The organism is Legionella maceachernii, assembly GCF_900167045.1.
Classification (GTDB): Bacteria; Pseudomonadota; Gammaproteobacteria; order Legionellales; family Legionellaceae; genus Tatlockia; species Tatlockia maceachernii.
The window spans coordinates 227,893-251,707 of the sequence record NZ_FUXJ01000006.1 but is presented as its reverse complement, the minus strand read 5'-3'; the positions used below and the strand labels follow the sequence as shown (position 1 = coordinate 251,707).

Genomic DNA, 23,815 nt, shown 5'->3' with positions numbered 1-23,815 from the left:
GAACAATAAAACGTTGAGCATGGTCTAACTTATACTGAATGTATTCAAAAATATCGGCTTCTCTATCACAAACAGAAATCACGTCAGACATTTTAGAACCTAATCGGTTCTCTAACTAAGTCTCGCGTGTTCTTTTTCCCACTTATATCTCTCTTTCTCTGTATATAGCCTTACTCGTCGATGATTCCCTCTTTCTTTGATATCTCGAAATAATAATATACATTAAACTATTTTATGAAAGACATCTTTCATAAAATAGTTTAATCCTTCGAGGCCAAATGATTAAAATAATTGATTGCGTTTATAATGGTCTCAATGCGATTCACTTCAGAAATTTAAACATTTTTTGTAATTCGGAGGGCAAATTGCATAAAATCAAGAAGGTTTTTCAAGTTAAAAGAATTAACTTGAGAGCACAGATTATGATTTAGGTAATACACAGGGAGCATCAAAAATGTCCCATTTACACCTCAAATTAGAAAGTAATAATTTAAGCCTATAAAAATCAATCCCTACAAAAAATTGTCCCGGGTCAATTCCTCTGCCTCCACCAACTTATTGATTTACAAACATTTTTAATGAAATTTGTTCCCGCCAATTTCGTTCTCGAAATAGTTATTTATATAACTATTTGATTATATTAAATAATGAAGAGCTTAAGTCACAATTACCCTGTTTTTTTAATAATCTATTTTAAATGCTCAAATCGGGCCCAGAAAGTGAATTTTAAATAATCTTTAAAAGCACCCAATTTATGCCAAAAAAATAAGAGTTTTTCTGAACCTTTTATCATTAAATGGAAACACTGATAATTTTGTCGTATTGTTAAATAGTATCGTAATTTTTATTGAAGAAGATAAGCTAATTTTTTCACTCTCAACTTATTATCCAAAGGAACTAGTTAACATTGAATTTTTTTTATATGTCTCGTATTTCAAGGCAGGGCAGAACTCTATGAAAGGAAATTTGGAATCTTGGAAATTAAGCTTTGCGAGCTGCTATTTGCTGAATTCCACTTCTGCTGCTTCTAATGCTTTGCCAGTCAAGATTTTAGCCTTACTATTATTAGAGTTTTCTGATTCCAATGGAATAAGTAAACCAAATTTAATTTCTTCTGATTTTTGTTTAATGTGCTGTTGTTTAAGAGAGTAATATGATTTTACATAATTTATTAAAAATAATAATAAAACAACCCCTAAAAATAATGACACCTTCTTAATTCTAATTCGTTGCATAAAAAACCTTTAATAAAGAGTAATTAGAATTACTAAACCTCGCAATTATAATCTGCATGCTTATCTAAGACAACTGTCTAAAATGAAGCTTAATTTTTGATTGAATGCCCTTAATCCACTCTCGTGGCCATGGCTTATTAAAAAACGATTATTTTATTGCAAGTTCTAATGGGCTTATGTTTTTCTTTCGCCTAAATGCCAAATCAACTGATTAAAGACCCAGGTTTCGGATACATGAAACCTTGATTACGACTACGTCTCCATCAAGGCTATTTGCCTATTAAATAATCCGCTTATTGTAATATAATTTAATAAAACAGACGGTTGATTTGTTGGGATATATGCTTTTATCAATAAATAACAATAAGTTATCTATTAACTTACTCCGTTGTTTTTTTTAAAGTATGCAAAGTGGACATATATCTGTTTTCATCCAAAGGTTTTAGTTACAAGATACAATGTTTTTCCGCCTATAAATGAACTAATGCACTTATTTTGACATTTTAAAGATCATGTTGTTATAATTTTAGTCCACTCAAAAGAAAACCATAACCCCCCATAATTGAAAAGAAAAATCTGGAGCTACTATCGATGCCTTTGATTTGAAAAAATTGGCATAGCTGACACTATTATTAATTATAATTATTCTGATCAAGATTCTGAGGCATGTGAAGAGCATCAAAGAATAGTGCAATATCTTCAGTTTTATAGCAGCTCTTCTTTGTCTACTACGATTTATATTGTTGCTGAAGGAAAGAACGATAGTGAGGTGTTTTATGACAGTTCCGGAAATCAATATGATTTAGAGCAAGTTTGCAGGGATATCGAACCTCATTGTCAAGAAAATGACAATTCTATTCTATTACTGATTTGTTATGCCGCGAATAATGGGTTAGCAAAGAAAATAGATCAAACATTAGCAAATATACTTCCTCCTAATAAGCGAGTAAACGATTTATTTGCTGCAGAAGAACTAGCTAAGACTAGTGATATCTTAGGTTATTTAGGTACTTATGGACTTCGTAATTATAAAAACATGGCTGATAAAGTCTCACGTCAAGTTAGTTTAACAATTAACAACAAAGACGATATTCTGCAACCGTTTACTTTTTTTAGTACCCAAGTTAATAAAGAAACCTCCATTCTTCCACCCGCTGAGGAACTCAGCCTATAGGGAACATATTAATTCATATATTCAAAGAAAAATGATTAGTGTCTGCTAGTAGGGGCAGCAATAATCTTATTATAAATAATTAGATAGGTGACTAATTTGTACTGGGAAAATGGCGATGTTTTAACTATGTCGCCGATCGTTACGATTAAATAGCACACTCTTCGATAACATTTAGAGTAATCCTGGCAACAAAATGTTATATTCAAGCGCGATTTGATTTAAAATTGGCTCACCACCCCAGCCGAGATTCAACTATTTCAACCAGTAATAAATTTAACCCTTGTTAAAAATAAGGTAATCAACAATGTTATTAAGTGAAGATGGCAGCACTTTACTAAGAGTTGACCACTGTGACATCAAAGAAGATGGTTCTTTTGATTTTCCCCGAAGTGTGACCTCGATTGGTGAGAATGCATTTATTTACAAAAAACTGCGCCATGTCACTATACCTGATAGAGTGACCTCGATTGGTGAAGGTGCATTTATGTGCTGCTCTCTCCTGGAAGAAGTGAATATTCTTAAGGGTGTGACTTCAATTGGTACACAAGCATTTGCCGGCTGCATAAATCTTAGGAAAATTAATATACCTGAGACTGTGACCAAGATTAATACACAAACATTTCATAAATGCACAAGCCTCGAACAAATAAAGATATCCCATGGACTGACCTCGATTGGTATGCAGGCTTTTGGAGAATGCATAAATCTTCAGGAAATGATTATTCCTATGGGGGTAATCTCAATTCATGTTTGCGCATTTGATGGATGCACAAATCTACGACGAGTCAGTATGCCTGAGAGCGTAACCTCGATTGGTGTTAATGTGTTTATGAACTGCGAAAATCTGCAAAGCATCTTAATTGATAGCACCGATGAGAATAAAAGAGAGAGGATTATCCGATTAATTCCAGAGGAATTAAAAAGTAAAATAGTTCTGTGCTCAAAGGAAGAAATCCAAATTTTATGGAAGCAAGAGCTAAAGAGAATCACCACCACACCACACACCACTCCGTTGTACCGCTACTTTAGCAGCGACCTTTATGAAGAAGCTCCGAAATTACCAAACGAACTCCTCGTTACTGTAAATCGATTTGTAGGCGGTGCCAATCCTTATTACAAAGAGGCATTCGACTTAATTCAACACGTCCCTTTACCTATATTCAAAGATGGGCAGAATGGCCTCCAAAATTATAAAGAACGCATAAAAGAAATCGTGGACGGCTGCATTTCAAAAGCAGTAGAGATGAATGAAGAAAGAACCTTGTCTTTATAGCATTATTTCTTAATTGGCAAACTCCTAGTCAACACGTGTGGTTTCGCTTGAGAAAAAATCAGTTGTAATAATTCCATGAGCACTGCTTGACATCAAGGACTTCATCGGTAACCTACAAAATCTTAACGTTGGCTCTTAACCTGGATTAGAGTCTATTTATGAGTGCTCCTTAATAGAATTGAACTAAATTCAAAAAATTTGTATGCGACTTGTAAGCCTAGTGTACGTCGGGATTGTTCTATGTCTATAATTGCTAATCGAGTAAACTACATGAATTGCGATCTTGACCCCAGAAGAGTTAGCTGCACGTCATCCGTGTTTGTATCACATTACCGCGCCAGGAGCTGGAGAGAGTATTAAACAAAAGGGACTTTTGTCGACTTCTTGTATTTTGGATTTGTATAATATTCAGGGCGCATCTCGCGTAAACATTGAACTTCATCGCCGTCCATCAGAAATTACTCTTGAACATGCTCAGTATGGCCGAATAGTGATTAATGATAATATTCCTCTCACGGAATCCGCTTTAGCTAAATGCTTAGAGGATGATCTTACACCCTCTGACTGGTTGCGTCTTCTCAATGCACGAGTTTTTTTCTGGGCTAGTAAGCAAAGTCTTGAGCGCCATCTTAATGCTCGTCTAAATTGCAACCGCCAACGTGAGGTTATTGTTGTTGATACATTAAGTCTCGCTAAAGCTCACGCAGAACGAATGGAATTATCACCGATTAACTCAGGTGCTACCCTTCGTAAAGCAGCACGTCGTGGATTAAAAACCTTCACTCCTTTGCTGCAATATACTCTTGATGAGTGGCGAAAATTGCGAGGAGGTCGTGATGATATACGCGAAATTACAGTTCGAAATTCGGTAAAAGATATCACAAATTACATTATCACTATTTATACAACTTAAGCCGCAATCCATTTTCGCTGGATCATATTCAAAGAATACACTTTGCCTGGCGTTACGCTAATGAAACCAGAGCTTGCCGACCTTATGAGTTTTTTGCCAAGCTCAATCGAAACATAAATTTGTTGGCTACTCATTTGCGTCCCCTTTATTGCCGTGTGGCGTTCTAATTCTTTTCGGGAGACTTTCTTCTTCAAGTTCACGCCCCACAATATCGTGAGAAGCATCAGCAACGTTTGTCAAATGCTCAGACATCCCTAAAACAAATAGAGCAGATGCATACCCACCCATGGAGACGCTTGGGGCGCCTTTTTCAATCCTATATAAAGTGAGGCGAGAAAAACCGCAGCGTTCAGACATAAGCTCCATAGCTATACGACGACGGCGTCGCGCATCACGAATGTTCTTGCCCACTGTTCTTAAAACTTTCTGCACTGGAATGGGTAGATGATTAAAATAATTGGTTGCGTTTATAGTGGCCTCAATGCAATTTACTTTATGCACTTAATATTTTTTGTTAAGTTCGGCGAGCAAATTGCAGAAAATCAAGAATGTATTTCAAGTTAAGATACTTAAACTTGAGAGCATAGACGGCGATTATTTAAAAGACATGTAGTACGCATTTCGATCACCCCGCAAGCAATTGCTGGATTCGTAAAAATGCCTTACTACGAGTATTTAAGATAAAATTTGTTGTTCGCAATTCATGAACAACGATGCTTGTAATATTAATGGGGATAGTAAATCCCGTACATCGCCATTAACCATTTTTTGGTTATATACTCCGTTCAATAGGGAGCGATTTTAATTGGTTTTGGTTAGTCACTCTTTTTACCAGGTTGAGTGAGTATTAGAACTTCATCGCAAAGAGTCTCAGCCGCCTTTTTGGGTGCCTCAGGACTAAAAAACTGAAAAAGGCTACCTATAACGCGACCAAAGGCATTGTCTTGCTTTAAAAAACGTGTAATTTTGCTTGGAGGCTCACCCACTGCTTGGAGAATTTTATCCACATAGGTATGGCAATCATTAGTCCCAGCAACATAGCGCTGAAAAATAGTGGGTAAATTTTTAAGTGATAAGCTGTATTCTTGTTGCAGAAGCCTGTGCATAGCAAGCATTCTGATAAGCTGCGCACCCGTGGTTTTTCTTGCTTCTATCTGGGATATATCAGTTTCCAGATCAGAAGGGCCTCCAAATTCGATCGTTTTAGTTTTTCCAGTATTATTAATAGCAAATTTGATAAAGCTATGGTGCCCTATAACTCCTTTCAATTTATCACTCAGACCAAAATTTGCTCTTGCGCCTAGAATCTGGTAGGAATGCTTTTGCTGTAAAAAACAGGAAAAACCTTCTTGGTTCCCACCAAAATTTTCTTCTAATACTTCTTTTTTTATTGCTTCTTCTATCGAATCGATTTCCATTGGAATTAATAGAGATTCAAATGTTTCTTTAAGCATTGTAACTGAATGACAAATAGCTCTTTTTTCCTTATTTTTAAAGGCGTTATCCACTAGCGAATCAAGCAGGCGATAGCCTATCATTCCTCCTATACATGAACCTGCAAGTCCACCAAAAAACGCACCTGTAGGTAAATTCAAGTTACAAATATCTTTTAATGTGCCTGCAGTCAAACCAATTATTGCTCCTATAGGGGCAATAATTGCAGCTAAAATAACTCCTCCTAAGCCTAATATTAATCGGGTAGAATGATAAAATACTCCATTAGTACCTGTTTCTTTTGCAAGCTTTTGATAACTAATGGAAATTTCTTTTATTATTTGCTCTTTGTTGCTATCCTTGTTTTTTAGTTTATTAATATCTTGTATAAGCTTAATCAAAGTATCAGCAATGGGATCGAGTTCCCTTGGATCTTTTTTAGAATTAATTAACACATTACCAAGATGGAGAAGGTAGTATTTCCCTTCAAATTCGGCGCACTTATTAATTACGCCCTCTAGGCTTTTTTTCTTAGTATCACTTAATGGCATACTAACCTCATAATCGATAACGTTTTTTTTGAAATTATAGCTCGATAAAATTAAGAAATTATTAATAGGGAGTTGTTTTTTGTATGAAAAACGATTATATCTAATTGTTTGGATTCATTTCCTTCGCGATCAAATAAAAGCCGCCTTTAAACGCGATGCACGAACTTGGAAGATGAGCGGACAATACTCTCAAATAAATATCTTCTCTTACAACTGGCTTTTTAATGAAACAACAATATCGTTCTCATCGGGTGTCTCCTCATTGGATTTTTCCATTAACCTTAACAGCTAATGAAGCCACACCACCTTCTTTTTTTTCAATTACCTCCCGCGCACAGGGGCGAGTTGGTCGGATAAACCCAGCCTGTTACCAGACTGGATTATTAAGCTGAGCGTGAAAATTGTAGACACGGATTCTCCCTAAATCCTTCTATCGTCTGTGATAATTAATTAAAATAAAATGCGCGTCAGTAATACACAATGAGTTGGATTGTCAATTATAAAGAGAGGCACATACTAGAGTTGCCATCTCATCCTAGCTCTAATGATTTCATTGTGTGTGTTTCGGTGTCCTTAGCATCAACTTTTTGTGGGGCCTTTATTTTCCAAAAGGGGAATCCAGTCGATTTTTCCAATTTTTTAGAGTCGGGACTTACACTAAAGCCTTCCAAAGCAGAGTTTTTCATTGTTTCTAGGCTCCTTCTGTTTTCCTTTTTTGATAATTTTTCCTCTAATTGATGCTGAAAAGATACAACTGTTTTAAAAATATCTTTATCCTTCGGATTAGCCAGCTTTGAAAATTTTGATTTGCATAAATTAATAAATCTATTTTTATCTGAGGGTGTAAAGGATTCCCCATATTTCTCGATCAATTGATTAATGTAAAATTGAATTACTATTTTTTCAGCCACTTTTAAACTTTTTTGGCGTAGATAGTTAGGCGATTGAAATTTAATTTTACCTTTAATTTTTGCAAAAAAGTCTGAGTTTCTTTTTCTAAAATCGGATAAATTTTCTAACTTATCGTGATGTTGATGAATAGTTTTATGGGTATTATTTTCGCGGTGACCATGAACGAAAGAAGAAATTTGTGCTGTTTTTAAAAGCTCATTAGGTAGTTTAACTGCTGTATATCCTTCCTTTAAAGTAGAGCGACCTTTAAGCTGTGCTAATAAATTAGGTATATAATATTCCCCTTTTTCAGTTTTTGCAGTAGCGTCTTTGCAAAAGATTAAAGCATCCATAAAACATGAATGGTCGTCAGCTTGTCGAGTTTCTTCAATTCCCAAAACTTCTATTTTATCACCGCTCTTGGATAAACATTCATTTATTAAATCGATTTGCCATTTAGATCGAGTAACGCCTTTAGAATTTGCATAGATAATCGCCTCTTCCCCTTCCTCTTTGACATATAAAAATGGCACAGCATGGGTACTATCAGCATTTAAAATAAAGCCCTTTCTAAAAGAAGGAAGATTTTCTGATTCTTTTCGAATTCTATCTAGTTGCTCACTTATATTTTCGAAAAAAGTACTCTCATCTTGACTTTCTACAAAATCATTAAGCTTAGTAGATGGGATTTCAATGGAGCATTGATATTTATTTGTATAATAATCTATTGCCAGCTGCAATCCCTGGCTTGTAGGAAGACAAAGATAATTATCAGCCCACTTCACGGTTCTATCTGTAGAAATGGAAAAATAAGGGCTAGAATCAAACTTAATCATAACATCTCCGGTGCACAAAATAAATGCAATTGTACAGTATTTAATCATTATGATCAATAATTACATTTATCGCGAGTTGCAGCAAAATTATGTCACCCAAAAAGGAGGCATAGTGGATTGTCTTAAAGTCTTATTGCTTTGCTCTAGCAATTCTATTGCTTTTATTTTGAACTCTTTTGTATATTCATTTCTTACCATTTTTGCTCCTTGTTGATGAGAGTATATCTCAAACAAGGTTTACGGCTATTCGAGGAGGGAGCAATTCCGACATATACCGTTTTGTTTGTATAATCTCGCTTCATAAGAGTCTCCTTTATCCTTGCACGGGTTTGTTAATCTTTTAACGGGAGACTCTTCTCTATCTCTTTCTCAACTTTTATTCAACCATAGCAACTACATTGGCTGGTCTCGTTAAAATTGGGCATACTTGCTGTTGAAAGATCAGTGAATCATTTCATTTTTATCGACTGCCTTATCATTTCTGTAAAAACAGAAGTAAGCAGAGTGAATTTAGATTGATTGAAAGCAATTTGCTTTAATTTTAAAAATGCTTTGGTAAATTTAAAAATACCATCTTTGAGCAAAGCATGAGCAGGTTTATCTTCAGAGAGATATCTCATAAAGTCTTCTCGACTCCTCATCTGGGTAGTAGGAGACGGCATTTGCGTATCATTTGGCCTAATTTGTTGGCTTACTAACTCATCACTCGCGATGAGCTGATCCAGTAATTCGGGAGGAACTGTCATTAACTCCACCCCTACTATAGAAAGTACTTGTGCTTTGTTCCTAAAGCTTGCTGCCATGACTTCAGTCTTGACGTCGTTTAAAAAATAGTGATTAACGATGGATTGAATTAATTTTTTCCCTGGGGAATCAGAACCAGAATCGAGTTTCTTAGTTTGATAATATTCGTTTAAACGGCCAATGAATGGAGAAATTAAACTGACTTTAGCTTGAGCGCAAGCAATAGCTTGGATTAATGAAAATAATAAAGTTAAATTGCAATGGATTCCCTCTTTTTCTAACTCTTCTGCGGCTTTAATTCCCTCCCAAGTTGAGGCAATTTTTATTAACACCCTTTCACGAGACACGCCCTTCTTTTCGTACAAGCTAATCAAATAATTTGCTCGACGAATCGTCCCTTCTGTGTCGAAGGATAATCGAGGATCCAATTCACTTGAAATTCTGCCGGGAATTAAGCTAAGAATTTGACATCCGATTTCTGTAATAAAATGCGCTGCAAACCGAATTGGCTGAGGAAAAGAGGAACCATCATCCAACTTTGATTCTTCGAGAGTTTGTAAAAAAATTTTTTTATACTGTTCCTGTTGGCAAGCATCTAAAATCAGTTTGGGGTTAGTAGTCGCATCAGTAGAGGAATATTTTTTTAATAAGTTAACATCCCCTGTATCCACGACAATTTTTGAAAATTGTTTAATCTGCTCTAACTGATTCATCTTCACTCCTAAAGTTAAATCATCTTAGAATTAAGGATAGAAGATTTCAAAGAAATTATATAATGAGCAGTAACTTCCTTTATCTCCAACAACTCAATGCATTTAAAACAAATCCAATGCTTATAAGCATTTTTTTTGCTCTATACTCTGAGAAAATTAGATTAACTGATTAGGTAACGTCTCTCAGTTGCAAGCTTAATAGCAGAATCCTAGTTTAAAAGCCGCTCCTAGAAACCCAAAATTGCTTTCGCTGGTTACTCCAGCAACTTGGGGTGCTCCTGTCATACCGCTACCGGGCAAACCAAAACCTGCACCGGTGGTTGCTGATTTTGAAGCACTTCCACCTCCAAACCATTCTTGAGCAACACCTAAGAGTTGAGCAGATACTTCCCCACCAAACAAACTTTTACTGTACTCGACTCCAGCCTCGACATCGACAATTTCTATAGTAGTTTGATGATGGTTGCTACGTTGCACAAAGGCAGTTTCGCTTAAAATTTGATTCCCATATTGAGTACCTCGCACGAGAAGGTTTTTATAAGCATTTTGCTTGGATGGACCAAACAAAACAGCACCCCGTAAAGTACCTACTAAAGAAAATCCACTTTGTCCTAAAAACACTTGGTCATTGAGCTGCACTACCGGCCCCCATCCATTAAAATTATGACCAGAACGAAGCGTTTTCTTGTGCTCGGTAATGAACTGAGGGACAGGTGGAGTCATCCGTATATCTAATGTTGCCCCAGGCGCCTGGCTCTCAAACGCATTATATTTTTGAGACATATACGCATACCGCGCTCCAGCTCCGATAGAAAGAATTGAACTGCTCAAATCATAACTTTTGCTCACAATCCCATCCCAAATTTGAGTTTTGAGCTTAGTGGTAACCGTCATACCGTCAGGTAAATTATTATCACGAGTGTCGATATCCAACCCAATAGGTGCTGCAGAGGATACGGGAAAAGACAAAGTTAAATCAGTTACAGACGTTACAGGCGTGCCCACAGATTGCTTAGTATTTTGATTATAAAACCAAAAGCGGGTATGGAATCCGATACCATTATCAAAGGTATAACCTAAAAAAAATTCTGGGGCTAAATCCATATGATGATAAACATCTCTTTGGTTTTGAATATCCGAAACCTGGAAAAAAGCCTCAGTGACTGAATCCCTTCGAGCGTTTAGGAAATAAAAGGCCGGATTATTTTGAAAAAAAGGCTGAATTACTTGAATATTTACTCCGCCGTCCCAGTGAGTTTGAGGTAGAATTTCAGGGCCCATAGTTCCTGCAATAGTTAAATTTGATGTTAGACACAATGAAATGCAAAAAAACTGACGATAAACCATTGACAGACGCTCCTTATCATTAAGTATGACTACTGGGGGTTTTTAACTTCGCGAAGTGTGATTGCGGCATGAATATAGTGGTTAATGTGTTAAATAGCAATATCTTGCTTTTCTTGTTTCTTCGCAAAAAATTCGCTTTATGAAAAAGCAACCTCACTTCAGCAAACGAGAAACCTTCTCCTCCAGATGGATTGCGTCTTTGGGTGCACAAGACTTTGTATCGTTGTCAAAATAGCAATACACTGATTTTCCTTCTTTTCGCCATTTCATGATTTTTTGAGCGTATTCCGCCAATGTTTGTGCTTTGTAAGATCCGGTATAAGCTTCTTTCCTTGGACCATGCAAACGCAAATAAACAAAATTTCCCGTGATAATTTCGGGCGATTGATACCCTCTATAGTCGTATAGGCAGAGCGACATTTGATGTGAGTGGAGCAAATCATACGTTTCTTGGCAAAACCAGCTTTTATCTCTGAATTCAAAAGTGTAGTTAAAATTTGTGGGTAAATTTTCTATAAAACTCTTCAACCTTGCAGGGTTATAATGCCAATACGGTGGGAATTGAAATAAAATGGGACCTAATTTTTCACGAAACTCATTTAAAACAGTCAATAAACTATCAACACTTTTTTCTATTCCTTGAAGCTTTTTCATGTGGGTGATGTAGCGATTTGCTTTACAGGAAAAAATAAAATTCGAAGGGGTTAATTCATACCATCTTCTTACATTTTTTACTGACGGTAGTTTATAAAAACTATTATTGAGTTCCACTGTATCAAAATGTTGTGCATAAAAAGGCAAAAAATCATCGGCCTTTACCTCTTTTGGATAAAATAATCCACTCCAATCAGCATAACTCCACCCTGAAGTACCAATAAATAATCCTTTGTTTTCCATTCTGTATCCTTTTAGAAGCGCGTACTAAGCGGTCAAAACTCCTCCGTATCAGCATGAGAAAAATGAGAAAGGTATTTATGGTAATCATTGATGAAATCATCACTACTCTGATATTCTAATAAGGCCATGTTTATCTCATCAAGTAAATCGAGATTTGCCTGACTGATAGCAATTCCTAATCCTAAACCATAGAGCATCGGTTTACCTTTAATCCCTAACATCCCGGATGAGTGCTCTTGCCAATAGATAGCTGTAGGATTATCAATCAATCCGAAATCAATTTTGCGTTGGTTTAATCCCTGTATTAACGAACTGTCATCTTTGAATACGACGATTTGTGAATTCACACCCATCGATTTGAGCTGTTCAGCGAACACTTCGTCTGAAACACCTACTTTTTTGTTCATTAATGATTGAATAGTAAAGGGGCCTTCTTGCTGTAACTTTAAGGCAATAAAGCGCGTCTTACTCACCAGATAAGGAGAAGAAAATTGGGATTTCGCTGCTCGCTCAGGGGTAATAATTATCGAGCTAACTGCAAGGTCAACCTGATTTGTTTTAATCGCTTCGAGTAGCGTGTTAAAAGGCATTGGAATAAATTGGCATTGATGTTTTATTGTTTTACAAATATGTTGCATCAGGGAAATGTCGAAGCCATAAAATTGATTATTCGCGCCTAATGTCACAAAGGGCGGATCATAAAACGAAACCCCTACCTTTAAGGTCCTTGCCTGTGCACAGAGGGGTACTATAGAAAGCAAAATGAAAATTGCTGCAAATCGAAGGACTTTCATCACTTAATTTGTGTCTCCATACAGTAAATAATAAACATCACGACAATCAATTGTACAGTTAGATTAATTTTGTAATATAATTAATGAATCTGTTCTAATTATAGAGTTATTTATGAAAAAAGACGCAAATCAACAATTGCTTGCCGCCCAGTTTGACGAAAAAATGAAGCAAGTTGAAAACGATTTTGCTAATCTTATGCTACGTGTTAGCTCAATTGGTCCTTCTAGTGGTTTAAAAGTAACCCAAGATTTCGGTATTGATTTTTCTCAAAAAATAATCAACACCCTAGAGACTATTGCGACTGAATTTCCAAGTTTTGTTGAACATTGGAATGGATTGCCCACTTTCATTAAACAAGAAGACGTCATGACCTTGATTGAACGAATCCCTCCTTTAGGTTTAAGACTTGCACACGCGGAACCTTGGATGAAAAGGCTAGCGTATGCCAATGGGGATACCATCACTAAAGCATACACTGATTTTAAAGAAAAAATAAAACAATCGAATAAAATATACACAACTGAATCCGATAAGGAAGAACTCCTCACCTCTTTTGAACGCTTTGAAAATGGGACATTAGCTGTTCGCAGCGTTTATGAAAAACAGTTACGACGTGTTGAGAAGGCTCATCAAGCACTTGTCCAATACAGAGACAATAATCAAGAGAGGTCAGGATTAACAGGAGAACGAGCTTCTGCTTTAACCGGTATTCTTACCGCTTATTCAAGAATCCCACTGCAGTTAGAAGAAGCCGAACTAAAGCGATTTAAACGCACAGAAGCTTATCAAAAAGCACAAGAGACAGATGAGCATTTATCATTAAGCCAAAGACACATGAAGCATTATCAGGAATGCCCACCGCTGGAAAAACAAATCGAACTTCTCAATGAAGTATTAACTAGCCAACGCAATTTGGATGACGACACAAACAAATACAGTGTCTTATTTAAGCACCATCCCCATCCCAAGGGCTTGTGGAAGAAGATAACGCAAGTTGATTCCTCACCCATATTAAAATTAACCGCGTTACGGGATGCTTTAGTGACTGCTGAAGAGGCACGAAAGGCGTTTATCAAAGCGGACAGCGAACTTCCTGAACCACTTCTTGGTGATCAAGCCTACATCTCTCAACAACATAGAAGATCTTTCCATGAAACAGCTAGAGATCAACTTGCTAGCAGCGCAGAAAAAGAAGTTACTGGTTCGTCAATTCAAGATAATTTAGATTCTCCAAAGACTAATCCTGTAAGTTTGGTTCGTAAAATGGCCACGGATTACGAGCAAATGCTAACAAAAAGAAGTATATTCAAAGAAAAAAAACAAGATAAAGAAGATGAGTCTGAAGCACGCAAAAATAAGCCGTAAATCATAGAATTAAATTTCGCGTAAGGATTTTTATCGATGACATTTGTTATTGGTCAACGTTGGATTAGTAATGCCGAATCGCAACTGGGCTTAGGCATTATTACGGGGATAAATGGCCGACATATCCGAATTAGTTTTCCCGCGGCCGCTGAAGAACGCATTTATGCCGCGGACAATGCCCCTCTAAGCCGTATTATTTATAGAGAAGGCGACACGATTGCGACACTGGACCAACAAACCTTTAAGGTAACTAAAGTTGAGGACGATCAAGGCATTATTGTTTATAGGGGGACTGATGAGGCAGGTCAAGAACTTACAATCGAAGAGCTGGACTTAGATTGCTTTATAAAGTTAACCACTCCCCAACAAAGGCTTTTTAGCGGTCAATTTGATAAATTGAATTCATTTAAATTAAGGATTGATACCCTTAATCATTTAAGTAGACTCCAGCAATCAAACGCCAGAGGTTTATTAGGCTCGCGCACCAGCCATTTGGCACATCAAGTGTATATTGCACATGAAGTCGCGCAACGCTTTGCCCCTCGCGTGCTTCTTGCTGACGAAGTAGGACTAGGCAAGACCATTGAAGCAGGGATGATTCTTCATTATCAATTGCAAACGGGTCGTGCGAGTCGAGTTTTAATCGTCGTTCCTGACACCCTGGTTTACCAATGGTTAGTGGAGATGATGCGACGTTTTAATTTAACTTTTTCAATTCTGGATGAAAATCGTTATAACAAGCGACTTGATGAAGATACTGATATTGAGGACGATTTTGGTGTCATCACCAACACGATTGGGGAAAATCTTTTTGAAACTGAGCAGCTCGTTTTGTGCAGCTTGGACTTCTTAATGAAGAATGAAGAAGCACGTCATCATGCGCTCAATACCACTTGGGATCTCTTAGTAATTGATGAAGCGCATCGTCTCCATTGGTCAGAAGAAACCCAAAGCCCCGAATATACCTGTGTGGAAAATTTGGCAGCAAGAAGTAAAGGTTTATTGTTGCTTACAGCAACCCCCGAACAAGCAGGGCTTCAAAGCCATTTTGCTCGACTGCGACTGCTTGATCCAGCACGGTTTCACGATTTCAATGCGTTTAAAAAAGAGGAAGCAAATTATCAAACACTCAATAAATTAGTGCAGCGCCTTATTACTCATCAAGCGCTGAACCGCACGGAGACATTAACGGAGGAGTTAGCAGCCGAAATCGAAAAATATCTCGGTAAAAATGCACCATCCAGTATTCATGAGATCATTAATCAATTAATTGATCGCCATGGAACAGGGCGAGTCCTTTTTCGTAATACTCGCGCGGCAATTCATGGCTTTCCAGAACGCAAATTACATCATTATCCTTTAGCACCCGCTTCGATTTACAATACTGCAAAAGAGGCAGAGTTCAATCTTTATCCCGAAATAACAGTTGATAAAACAGAATGGCTTAAGCATGACCCACGTGTACCGTGGCTTATTGATAAAATAAAAACGCTCCGCCCAGAAAAGGTACTAGTCATCTGTGCCAAAGCACAAACCGCTATTGCCCTAGAAAACTTCCTAAAATTGAATGCAGGAATCCGCAGTGCGGCTTTTCATGAAGGATTATCGATTATAGAGCGGGACCGTGCAGCGGCTTATTTTTCCGATGAAGAAAATGGCGCTCAGACTCTCATTTGTTCGGAAATAGGGAGTGAAGGAAGGAATTTTCAGTTTGCTCATCATTTAGTATTATTTGATTTGCCTCTAAACCCTGATTGGCTTGAACAACGGATAGGGCGACTCGATCGTATCGGCCAACTTCACCAAGTGGAAATTCATGTCCCTTATCTAAGAGATAGTGCTCAAGAAACATTGTTTCGTTGGTATCACGAAGGGATCAATTCATTTGAAAAAAGCTGCTCAGCAGGATTCTCCATTTTCGAAGCCTTTTCAACTCGACTATTATCGCTTCTAATCGAATCCCCTCTCAATCCAGAAACCTTAAGCACACTAATAGCAGACACTCAGGCCTATACCGAACAAATTGAGCGCTCTCTGCACGAAGGCCGTGACCGCCTATTAGAACTTAATTCGTGCAAACGTCCTGTGGCAGAAGAACTCATTAATGCGATAGAACTCGAGGAAAATTGCCTGGCCATTGAAAATTACATGGCTTCTGTTTTTCAAGAATATGGTGTAGAGCATGAGTATCACTCCGAATCCTGTGAAATATTACGTCCCACAGACCACATGAAGATCACCCATTTCCCTGGATTAAAGGAAGATGGGGTTACGGTTACCTACTCCCGTAGCAAAGCATTGATTCGCGAAGACATGGAATTTTTAAGCTGGGAGCACCCGATGGTTTCCGAAGCGATGGAAATGATTCTTGGAACAGAATTAGGCAATGCCACTCTGGGTACCATTTCGGTGAAAGGTCTTATGCCCGGCACCTTGCTGCTAGAAACTTTTCATACCATTCATTGCGTAGCGCCTAAACAACTCCAACTTGAGCGGTTTCTACCTCTCACACCGATTCGGATCCTGGTTGATGTAACGGGTAAAAACCTATCCAAAATATTAAATTATGAGCAACTGAACAAAATGTGTGAACCCTTAAAACTTCATACCGCCCAAACCATTGTGAAAGAAGTGCGCGATGATATTGCAAAAATGATTGAATACGGCAATAAAATGGCTGAAGAACAAGCTCCAGAATTAATAGCTAAAGCAAGATCAGCAATGCAAGCGAGTATTCAACAAGAAATTCATCGGCTTGAGGCTTTACAAAATATTAATCCGTCCATTCGACAGGAGGAAATTTCCTTTTTTAAACAGCAACTTAAAGACAGTGAAGCTTATCTTCATCATGCTTCCTTAAAGCCCCAAGCACTGAGAGTAGTTATTAGCAAATAACTATTCTCCACCACCTCTGCATTAAGTAATCGGATCTCATACTTTGTTCCCCGGCTTATCCAGAATGTCCACAAAAGGATTAGGCTTAACTTAATAGCAGTTCATCGCCAAGATGTTAAAAAGCATAAAAGGTGCTATTTTTCACTATAGGTGCAGTAATTTATTAAAGGAATAAAATGAACGCACAGCAGTGGCTTGCTCAACTGATTGGCTTTAATACCATCTCTAGCAATTCGAATATGGAATTAATCAAAACAATCGCAGAGTGGTTTAAGTTACATCATATTCAACCCCATCTTATCCCCAGTCCCAAAGAGTCAAAAGCGAATCTTTTTGCCACGATTCCAGCTAAAAATGGGCAAACACAAGGGGGCCTTTTGTTATCGGGTCATACTGATGTGGTTCCGGTTGCAGGTCAAATCTGGACTACAGATCCATTTGTTGCCACTCAACACGACGGCAAAATTTATGGCCGAGGAGCAAGCGATATGAAAGGGTTCCTTGCTGTCTTACTCGCACTTTTACCCGAATTTACCACGCTGAAACTCAGCAAACCGCTTCATTTTGCGTTCACTTATGACGAAGAGGTGGGTTGCATTGGTGTCGATTTTTTACTCGAATATTTGCAGGAACTGGGTATACAACCTGAAGCGTGTATCGTCGGCGAACCGTCGAGCATGCACCCTATTATCGGTGAAAAATCAAGACGGCTTTTTCATTGTCAAGTTCAGGGTTATTCCGTTCATTCATCACTCGCCGATCAAGGGTGTAATGCTATTCATTATGCAGGCCACTTGATTTGCTACATCAGCAAACTAGCGAGATATTTAAAAGAACAGGGGCCTTTTGATGACGATTTTGATGTCCCTTATTGTACCCTTTCTACCAATATTATTAGCGGGGGAATCGCAAAAAATGTTATTCCCAGTACCTGTGAACTCCTCATCGAAATTCGTTATTTACCGCAATTTCCGATTGAAAATTTACGTAGCCAGCTGGAAAACTACATTAATGACGAATTAGTCCCCGAGATGAAAAAAAACTACTCCGAAGCGGCGATTTATTTGGACCAAATTTCTGATGCACCGGGCCTGACGACATCGAAAGATGCTCCTATTGCCAGATTAATGCACACGGTTCTAGGTGTAGAAGAGTATCTAAAAGTTTCTTATTCAAGTGAGTCCGCATCCTATCGAGAGGCAGGTATCTCTACTATTATTTGCGGGCCAGGCAGTATTGAACAAGCCCATCGACCGGATGAATTTATCAGTCTTGAGCAGCTCAACATTTGTGAACATACCCTTAAAAACATTGTCCGATTATTCTGTATGGATGCGCATTAAACTTAATCGTTTATCGATTTTTAATTCGGTAAAATTTACACTCCATGTCGAGATAATATCCATCTTTATAATATTCCATACCACTTTTTTTCATCACTCGAAATGATGCTTTATTGTTTTTATCCGCGTAAGCAATGATGTAATCGGTATCGATATTTTGTTTTGCCCATTCGAGTAAGCCTTTCAATGTCTCGGTCGCATACCCTTTTCCCCAAAATTTTTTATGAAAAAGATAGCCTATTTTAATTTCTCCGGATTCAATTTGATCAAAATACGCTTCTCCAACAAAGGCATTGTCTTTAAGCCTAAAAATAACCAAACAAGGCAAATGCTTCGTTGCATAATCAATGCGGCAAGCTCTGACGTTTTCTTTAATTTCCGTGCGACTTAACGTGCCTTCAGGAAAATACTCTTTTACCTCTGGGTCCTGATCTAAGTCCTCTAAATATTTAATGTCATCTTCCTGCATCGGGCGTAACCCAAGATGTTTTGTGGTGATTAGGTAATCCATTTCAAAAACTCTCCATTTCTCTCTACTAAGAATAGTATGGGTATAGAATATAAAAAAAGATACCTATATGATTATATTGCCCTTGCAAGGAATGCGAATTAACAATGATCATACTTAAACAGGTTTCCAGATCCTTTGATGAGAAAGAATCTTATTCGGTTAAAGACATCAATTTATCCATTGTTGACGGGGAAACATTAATCTTAGTAGGCTCATCCGGTAGTGGAAAATCCACATTATTGAGGTTGATTAATCACACCCTCAAACCCACATCAGGCACAATAGAAATTGATGGGAAGTTCATCGAAGACTACTCTAAAGTGCAGTTACGTCGCTCCATGGGATTTGTGTTTCAAAACATTGGGTTATTTCCTCACATGACCGTGGCCCAAAATATTGCCATTACCATGCGACTGATGAAAATCCCTAAAAAACAGCGCATTGCGCGAGTGAATGAATTGCTGCATTTGGTTAACTTAGAACCCGAAAAATACATTAATCGCTACCCCGATGAACTCTCGGGGGGTGAGCAGCAGCGGATTGGAGTGGCACGTGCTTTAGCGACTAATCCTAACTATATTTTAATGGATGAACCTTTCGCGGCATTAGATGCAATTACTCGCGAAACATTACAAAATGAAATCATTTCCCTGAAACAAAAACTGAATAAAACAATTATTTTTGTAACCCATGATATTAATGAAGCATTTCGTTTAGCGGATCGAATTGCCATTATGCACGAAGGCTGTCTCGAACAAGTTGGCACAAGAGAAGAGGTTCTCACTCATCCTGCGACTGAATTCGTTAGACAATTACTTAGCAACAAAAATACACCATTTGCCGATGAATAATTATTGGGATTTCATACAATCGCATTTACCCGAGCTACAAACTAAATTAGTCGAGCATATTGCTATATCCATCTCAGCCATGGGTGTAGCCAGCATTATTGGCATCAGCCTCGGTCTTCTTATTGCCCGATTACCCAAACTAAAAAATCCCATCTTGAGCCTAACCAATGTCTTTCAAACAATTCCTAGCATTGCCTTACTCGGGTTCTTGATTCCTTTTGTAGGCATCGGACTGACACCCACCTTGATTGCGCTCGTTGTCTATGCGTTATTGCCCATCACAGGCAATACCTATACGGGATTAAAAGGAGTCTCCCCCATCTATCTTCAGGTCGCCAATGGCTTAGGCCTTACGCGGTGGCAGCGTTTATACCTCATTGAGCTGCCGTTGGCCCGACCTATTATTATGGCTGGGATTAGAACGTCCATGGCAATGACAATAGGGATTACTACTATCGCTGCTTTTATAGGAGCGGGGGGATTGGGTGATTTTATTACTCAAGGTTTATCTTTAAATGATCCGAATCTTATTCTGTTAGGTGCAATTCCAGCTGCTCTACTTGCTTTAGCTGTTGATTACGTGCTAGCTACGCTCACTCTCTTACTCTCAGCTCGCCAGCGCCTGATCATGCATTTTAAAAAAATAAAAATTGCTTTAGTGAGTTTTATCCTTATCGTCCTGTTAGCGATAAGCGTTCATGGAGCGCTTTCTTTGGCATATAAGCCAAAAAATTCAATCATCATTGGGACCAAAAATTTTACTGAGCAATATATTTTAGGCCACTTAATGGCAGAGCTAATTGAAGCTAAAACGGATTTGCACGTCATCAAAAAATTTAATTTAGGAACGACAACCATATTGCAAAATGCATTATTGACTGGACAAGTTGATCTTTATCCAGAATACACGGGAACAGCTTACCTCGTTGTACTCAACCAAAGTCAGATTAGGAGTCCACAACAGACCTTTAATTTCGTCAAAAATGCGTATCTAAAAAAAGATGATCTCGTCTGGATGGCGCCTTTTGGATTTAATAATTCACAGTCATTAGCCATCAAAAAAACCTTTGCTGAGCAATATCACTTAGTGAATTTGACTGATTTAAAGGGTCTTACCGGTAAGCTTATTCTCGCCGCTCCCGCAGAATTCCTTTTGCGGCCTGATGGATTACCGGGTGTGACACGCACTTACGGGTTTACGTTTAAAAAAGTAATACAAATGCAACCTGATCTTGTTTATCAGGCCATCGAAAATAATGACGTGCAAATCATCGGAGCATCAACCACCGACGGTAGAATTGCTGAATTTCGTCTACGCTTATTGGAAGACGATAAGCATTTTTACCCCCCTTATTATGCGGCGCCTGTGATTCGCAATACTCTTCTTAAAAGCCACCCACAAATCGCCATCGCGTTACAGCCCTTATTAGGCATAATCGATAATACAACCATGCAATATCTAAACTACCTAGTGGACGTAAAAAAAATCAGCCCACAAAAAGTTGCACATGATTTTTTAACAGCGCGAGGACTTATTTAAAACGTCTAGTGTAAATTCACCACGCTTTTTTCGCTGAAGGAAAAATGCTATAGATTTGAGGTAAGACTTAAGCGATTCTTTAGCTTAATAAGATAGTCAACCGCATTAAACGCAGAGGAGTAAGCTGAAAGACAAGGATCCTGGCTGTCCACTTTGGATGCTAATTCTTCAAAAGTAGGCGCTGCAATAATCCCATTTCCTACAGGTATATTATTCAAAGCAAATCGAGTAAAACACTCCTTTATATGGGACATAATAAAATCGTAGTGGTCTTGATTTTTATTCAAAACCAATCCGAGCGCGATATAGCCATCGAAAGGATTTTTTTGGTGATATGCATTAATAATAAAGGGAATTTCGTAAGTTCCAGCCGCTGCAATTTCAACTTGGTAAGCGTGTGTTGATTTTTTAACAAGTTCAACACAATAAGTCAGTTGCTTTTCTGACAATTCTTTATGAATATTGGCTGAAATAATCAATAAGTTAGTCATCATTTATTAATCGTTGAATTTATTTTTAAGCTGAAGCAAATAATGCAGTGCTTTAAAAGCCTCCTTCACACGCTCTCGATTTTCAACTCTGGTTGTCAAAATCTCCATGCTAGGCGCAGAAATAATACCATTACCGATGAATACACCTTCCATTGCAAACTTGATAAAACACTCTTTGACATGTTCCCATATGAACTCATAATGGTCGGTACTCCCTTTAAGAAGCAAACTGAGAGGAAGATAACCCGCATAAGGCTTATGGCGCTGGTAGTAGCGAATAACGGCAGGAATTTCATAGGTCCCAGCGTCTACAGTCTCCACCGCGTAGTCGTATTTGGCTTGATTCAACAGTTCCAAACAACTATCCAATTGTTTTTTTGCTAATTCTTCATAGTAATTTGACCAAACCACTAATACTTTATTGACCGACACAATTTATTCCTGTGAATGAATTTAAGGCTCAATGCTTTGAGCCACCAGTGTAATGCATTCAAATAAGTCCTGTCTATGCTCCTTATATCGACATCTTGTAATTGAAACATATTGTTTGCAAAATCTATCCTCAGGATTGTAATATGCTTCCTAAGATTTGCGTCCTTTTAGGCTTTAAATGATATTAGCTATTGTCATTTTGGCTCTTAAGGGTTTAACTTAGAGGGCACAATCAGACTTTTAGTTTCATATAAGGATTTATATGTCTACAGAATCTATAAAAAAATTAAAACTTCCTATGCTACTGCTCGCTATCCTGATTTTGCCCATGATTTTGGGCCCTCAGATCCCTGTAGCGGTGAAATCGCTGAGCTATGCTTTAAGCCTGAGCATGAAGAGCGTTCTTGAGTTTCTATTGCCGTTTATTATTTTCAGCTTTGTTTTTTCTTGCCTGTCGAATTTACAAAAAGGGGCGCTCTTTTTTGTTTTACTACTCATCGTCTGCGTCTTTGCTTCTAATTTTACAGCGCTCATGTACGGTTATTCTTCGGGCTATGTGGGGTTGAATCTTTTGCATTTTGCCGCCTCTCCCATCGCTGCCTCACCGCAGTTAGTGCCTACATGGCAATTTCATTTGACCAAGCTTGTAACCAATGATGTGGCATTGTTAATCGGCTTTGCGACAGGCATTTTCTTTTCATTTTGGCCTAATGCAACCGCAAAAGCCATTGCGATGAAATTAAATAAATTAGCGAATGGCTTTCTAAAAAGAGTGTTTATCCCGCTGTTACCTTTGTTTATCTTGGGATTTATCTTCAAATTAGAGCATGAACACCTCCTACAAACTTCATTAAAGCTGTATGGGCCGATTCTCGTTTTAATTGTGCTCAGCCAGTGGTTATATATTACCTTCTGGTATTTTGTTGCCGGTCAATTTTCGATTAAAAAATTTGCTTTTTATCTTAAGAATGTACTCCCTGCAAGCTTAGTTGGCTTTAGTACCATCTCGAGTGCCGCAGCCATGCCCGTGCTTCTTTTATCCACGGAAAAAAATCTCGATAATCCTGAACAAGCAAAAATGCTCGTTCCTGCCATTATTAATATTCATACTATCGGCAGTGCAATTGGTATTCCCATTTTGAGTTTAGCAACAATATCGACCTTTGGATTACCTTTACCTTCCGTATCCACGTTTGCTATTTTTGCCCTGTATACTGCCTTAGCAAAATACGCTGTTGCCGCTGTTCCTGGCGGAGTAATCATTGTTGTTGCACCCATCTTAGAAGCGCATTTAGGCTTTTCAAGTGATATGGTTGGATTAATAACCGCCGTCTACCTTATCTGTGACCCTTTTGGAACCACAGCAAATGTCACAGGAAATGGTGTATTTCCTATCATGTTCACCAAATTGCATAGAAAACTTTCCCGGCTCAGGCTACCTGGGCTACTCGGTGGTAGAAGAGCCGAACCACAGTTAACAGGCATGGAAGAAGCGGGCTAAAATCTCGCTTAAATAAACGGGCACTCTATTCCTATGCAGGAATCGCTGCCCGTTCCCTCTCCCGCGGGTTTTGTGCGCGGAAT

Annotated in this window: 22 protein-coding genes and 1 pseudogene; 10 read left to right on the top strand and 13 right to left on the bottom strand. The window is 38.1% G+C overall.

Annotated features, from left to right (window positions below; translation table 11 throughout):
• A pseudogene (locus B5D33_RS06965) lies at positions 1 to 207 on the bottom strand (IS4 family transposase); the annotation flags it as partial.
• A 791-nt stretch (positions 208 to 998) separates the two neighbouring features.
• Positions 999 to 1,235, bottom strand: coding sequence for a hypothetical protein (locus B5D33_RS06960; RefSeq protein WP_058453769.1), 237 nt, complete (start codon positions 1,233 to 1,235; stop codon positions 999 to 1,001).
• A 721-nt stretch (positions 1,236 to 1,956) separates the two neighbouring features.
• On the opposite strand from B5D33_RS06960, the gene B5D33_RS06955 reads away from it, so the two are divergent.
• The 3 genes from B5D33_RS06955 (at position 1,957) to B5D33_RS06945 (ending at position 4,595) form a co-directional block, all read left to right on the top strand.
• Entirely contained in the window at positions 1,957 to 2,409 is a 453-nt protein-coding gene (locus B5D33_RS06955) for a hypothetical protein (RefSeq protein ID WP_115304829.1), read from the top strand.
• A 304-nt stretch (positions 2,410 to 2,713) separates the two neighbouring features.
• Positions 2,714 to 3,682, top strand: coding sequence for a leucine-rich repeat domain-containing protein (locus tag B5D33_RS06950; RefSeq protein ID WP_058453767.1), 969 nt, complete (start codon positions 2,714 to 2,716; stop codon positions 3,680 to 3,682).
• Positions 3,683 to 3,965: 283 nt separating this feature from the next.
• Positions 3,966 to 4,595, top strand: coding sequence for a DUF7002 family protein (locus tag B5D33_RS06945; RefSeq protein WP_058453766.1), 630 nt, complete (start codon positions 3,966 to 3,968; stop codon positions 4,593 to 4,595).
• Here B5D33_RS06945 and B5D33_RS16595 read toward each other — a convergent pair.
• The 3 genes from B5D33_RS16595 to B5D33_RS06935 form a co-directional block, all read right to left on the bottom strand.
• Positions 4,592 to 4,729 carry a hypothetical protein gene (locus B5D33_RS16595; RefSeq protein WP_156415037.1) on the bottom strand — a complete coding sequence of 46 codons (138 nt, stop codon included), beginning with the start codon at positions 4,727 to 4,729 and terminating at the stop codon, positions 4,592 to 4,594. The two genes, B5D33_RS06945 and B5D33_RS16595, sit on opposite strands and share 4 nt — an antisense overlap.
• Positions 4,722 to 5,096 (bottom strand): hypothetical protein, encoded by a 375-nt coding sequence (locus B5D33_RS06940; protein ID WP_234802477.1) that lies wholly within the window; start codon positions 5,094 to 5,096, stop codon positions 4,722 to 4,724. Before B5D33_RS06940 ends, B5D33_RS16595 begins: the two co-directional genes overlap by 8 nt.
• 314 nt (positions 5,097 to 5,410) lie before the next feature.
• Positions 5,411 to 6,580 (bottom strand): hypothetical protein, encoded by a 1,170-nt coding sequence (locus B5D33_RS06935; protein WP_058453765.1) that lies wholly within the window; start codon positions 6,578 to 6,580, stop codon positions 5,411 to 5,413.
• 224 nt (positions 6,581 to 6,804) lie between these two features.
• On the opposite strand from B5D33_RS06935, the gene B5D33_RS16590 reads away from it, so the two are divergent.
• Positions 6,805 to 6,972, top strand: a complete 168-nt coding sequence (locus B5D33_RS16590; RefSeq protein WP_156415036.1) for a hypothetical protein — start codon at positions 6,805 to 6,807, stop codon at positions 6,970 to 6,972.
• A gap of 138 nt (positions 6,973 to 7,110) precedes the next feature.
• On the opposite strand, the gene B5D33_RS06930 is transcribed toward B5D33_RS16590, so the two are convergent.
• From B5D33_RS06930 to B5D33_RS06910, 5 genes are all read right to left on the bottom strand, one after another.
• Positions 7,111 to 8,307, bottom strand: a complete 1,197-nt coding sequence (locus B5D33_RS06930; RefSeq protein ID WP_058453764.1) for a hypothetical protein — start codon at positions 8,305 to 8,307, stop codon at positions 7,111 to 7,113.
• 449 nt (positions 8,308 to 8,756) lie between these two features.
• Entirely contained in the window at positions 8,757 to 9,764 is a 1,008-nt protein-coding gene (locus tag B5D33_RS06925; RefSeq protein ID WP_058453763.1) for a transaldolase family protein, read from the bottom strand.
• Positions 9,765 to 9,959: 195 nt separating this feature from the next.
• On the bottom strand, positions 9,960 to 11,111 hold the full coding sequence (locus tag B5D33_RS06920; RefSeq protein ID WP_234802476.1) for an Lpg1974 family pore-forming outer membrane protein: 1,152 nt from the start codon (positions 11,109 to 11,111) through the stop codon (positions 9,960 to 9,962).
• 153 nt (positions 11,112 to 11,264) lie between these two features.
• Positions 11,265 to 12,008 carry a DUF72 domain-containing protein gene (locus tag B5D33_RS06915; RefSeq protein WP_058453762.1) on the bottom strand — a complete coding sequence of 248 codons (744 nt, stop codon included), beginning with the start codon at positions 12,006 to 12,008 and terminating at the stop codon, positions 11,265 to 11,267.
• A gap of 32 nt (positions 12,009 to 12,040) precedes the next feature.
• Positions 12,041 to 12,802, bottom strand: coding sequence for a transporter substrate-binding domain-containing protein (locus B5D33_RS06910; protein WP_058453761.1), 762 nt, complete (start codon positions 12,800 to 12,802; stop codon positions 12,041 to 12,043).
• 112 nt (positions 12,803 to 12,914) lie between these two features.
• Here B5D33_RS06910 and B5D33_RS06905 point away from each other — a divergent pair, with 112 nt between their 5' ends.
• From B5D33_RS06905 to argE, 3 genes are all read left to right on the top strand, one after another.
• Positions 12,915 to 14,168: a hypothetical protein gene (locus B5D33_RS06905; protein ID WP_058453760.1), complete on the top strand. Its 1,254-nt coding sequence runs from the start codon at positions 12,915 to 12,917 to the stop codon at positions 14,166 to 14,168.
• Between the two features lie 36 nt (positions 14,169 to 14,204).
• Positions 14,205 to 17,063 carry an RNA polymerase-associated protein RapA gene (gene rapA, locus B5D33_RS06900; RefSeq protein WP_058453759.1) on the top strand — a complete coding sequence of 953 codons (2,859 nt, stop codon included), beginning with the start codon at positions 14,205 to 14,207 and terminating at the stop codon, positions 17,061 to 17,063.
• 176 nt (positions 17,064 to 17,239) lie between these two features.
• A complete protein-coding gene (argE, locus tag B5D33_RS06895; protein ID WP_058453758.1) occupies positions 17,240 to 18,406 on the top strand; it encodes an acetylornithine deacetylase in 1,167 nt (388 codons plus the stop codon).
• A gap of 10 nt (positions 18,407 to 18,416) precedes the next feature.
• On the opposite strand, the gene B5D33_RS06890 is transcribed toward argE, so the two are convergent.
• Positions 18,417 to 18,917: a GNAT family N-acetyltransferase gene (locus B5D33_RS06890; RefSeq protein ID WP_058453757.1), complete on the bottom strand. Its 501-nt coding sequence runs from the start codon at positions 18,915 to 18,917 to the stop codon at positions 18,417 to 18,419.
• 104 nt (positions 18,918 to 19,021) lie between these two features.
• Between B5D33_RS06890 and B5D33_RS06885 the strand changes: the two genes are divergently transcribed.
• Together B5D33_RS06885 and B5D33_RS06880 are read left to right on the top strand one after the other, a co-directional pair.
• Positions 19,022 to 19,768, top strand: coding sequence for an ABC transporter ATP-binding protein (locus tag B5D33_RS06885; protein WP_058453756.1), 747 nt, complete (start codon positions 19,022 to 19,024; stop codon positions 19,766 to 19,768).
• Positions 19,761 to 21,308, top strand: coding sequence for a glycine betaine ABC transporter substrate-binding protein (locus B5D33_RS06880; RefSeq protein ID WP_058453755.1), 1,548 nt, complete (start codon positions 19,761 to 19,763; stop codon positions 21,306 to 21,308). Before B5D33_RS06885 ends, B5D33_RS06880 begins: the two co-directional genes overlap by 8 nt.
• Before the next feature lie 47 nt (positions 21,309 to 21,355).
• On the opposite strand, the gene B5D33_RS06875 is transcribed toward B5D33_RS06880, so the two are convergent.
• Positions 21,356 to 21,802, bottom strand: coding sequence for a 6,7-dimethyl-8-ribityllumazine synthase (locus B5D33_RS06875; protein WP_234802475.1), 447 nt, complete (start codon positions 21,800 to 21,802; stop codon positions 21,356 to 21,358).
• Between the two features lie 3 nt (positions 21,803 to 21,805).
• Positions 21,806 to 22,231, bottom strand: a complete 426-nt coding sequence (locus B5D33_RS06870) for a 6,7-dimethyl-8-ribityllumazine synthase (RefSeq protein ID WP_058453754.1) — start codon at positions 22,229 to 22,231, stop codon at positions 21,806 to 21,808.
• 262 nt (positions 22,232 to 22,493) lie between these two features.
• Between B5D33_RS06870 and B5D33_RS06865 the strand changes: the two genes are divergently transcribed.
• Positions 22,494 to 23,732, top strand: coding sequence for a cation:dicarboxylate symporter family transporter (locus B5D33_RS06865; RefSeq protein WP_058453753.1), 1,239 nt, complete (start codon positions 22,494 to 22,496; stop codon positions 23,730 to 23,732).
• Positions 23,733 to 23,815: the final 83 nt, after the last annotated feature.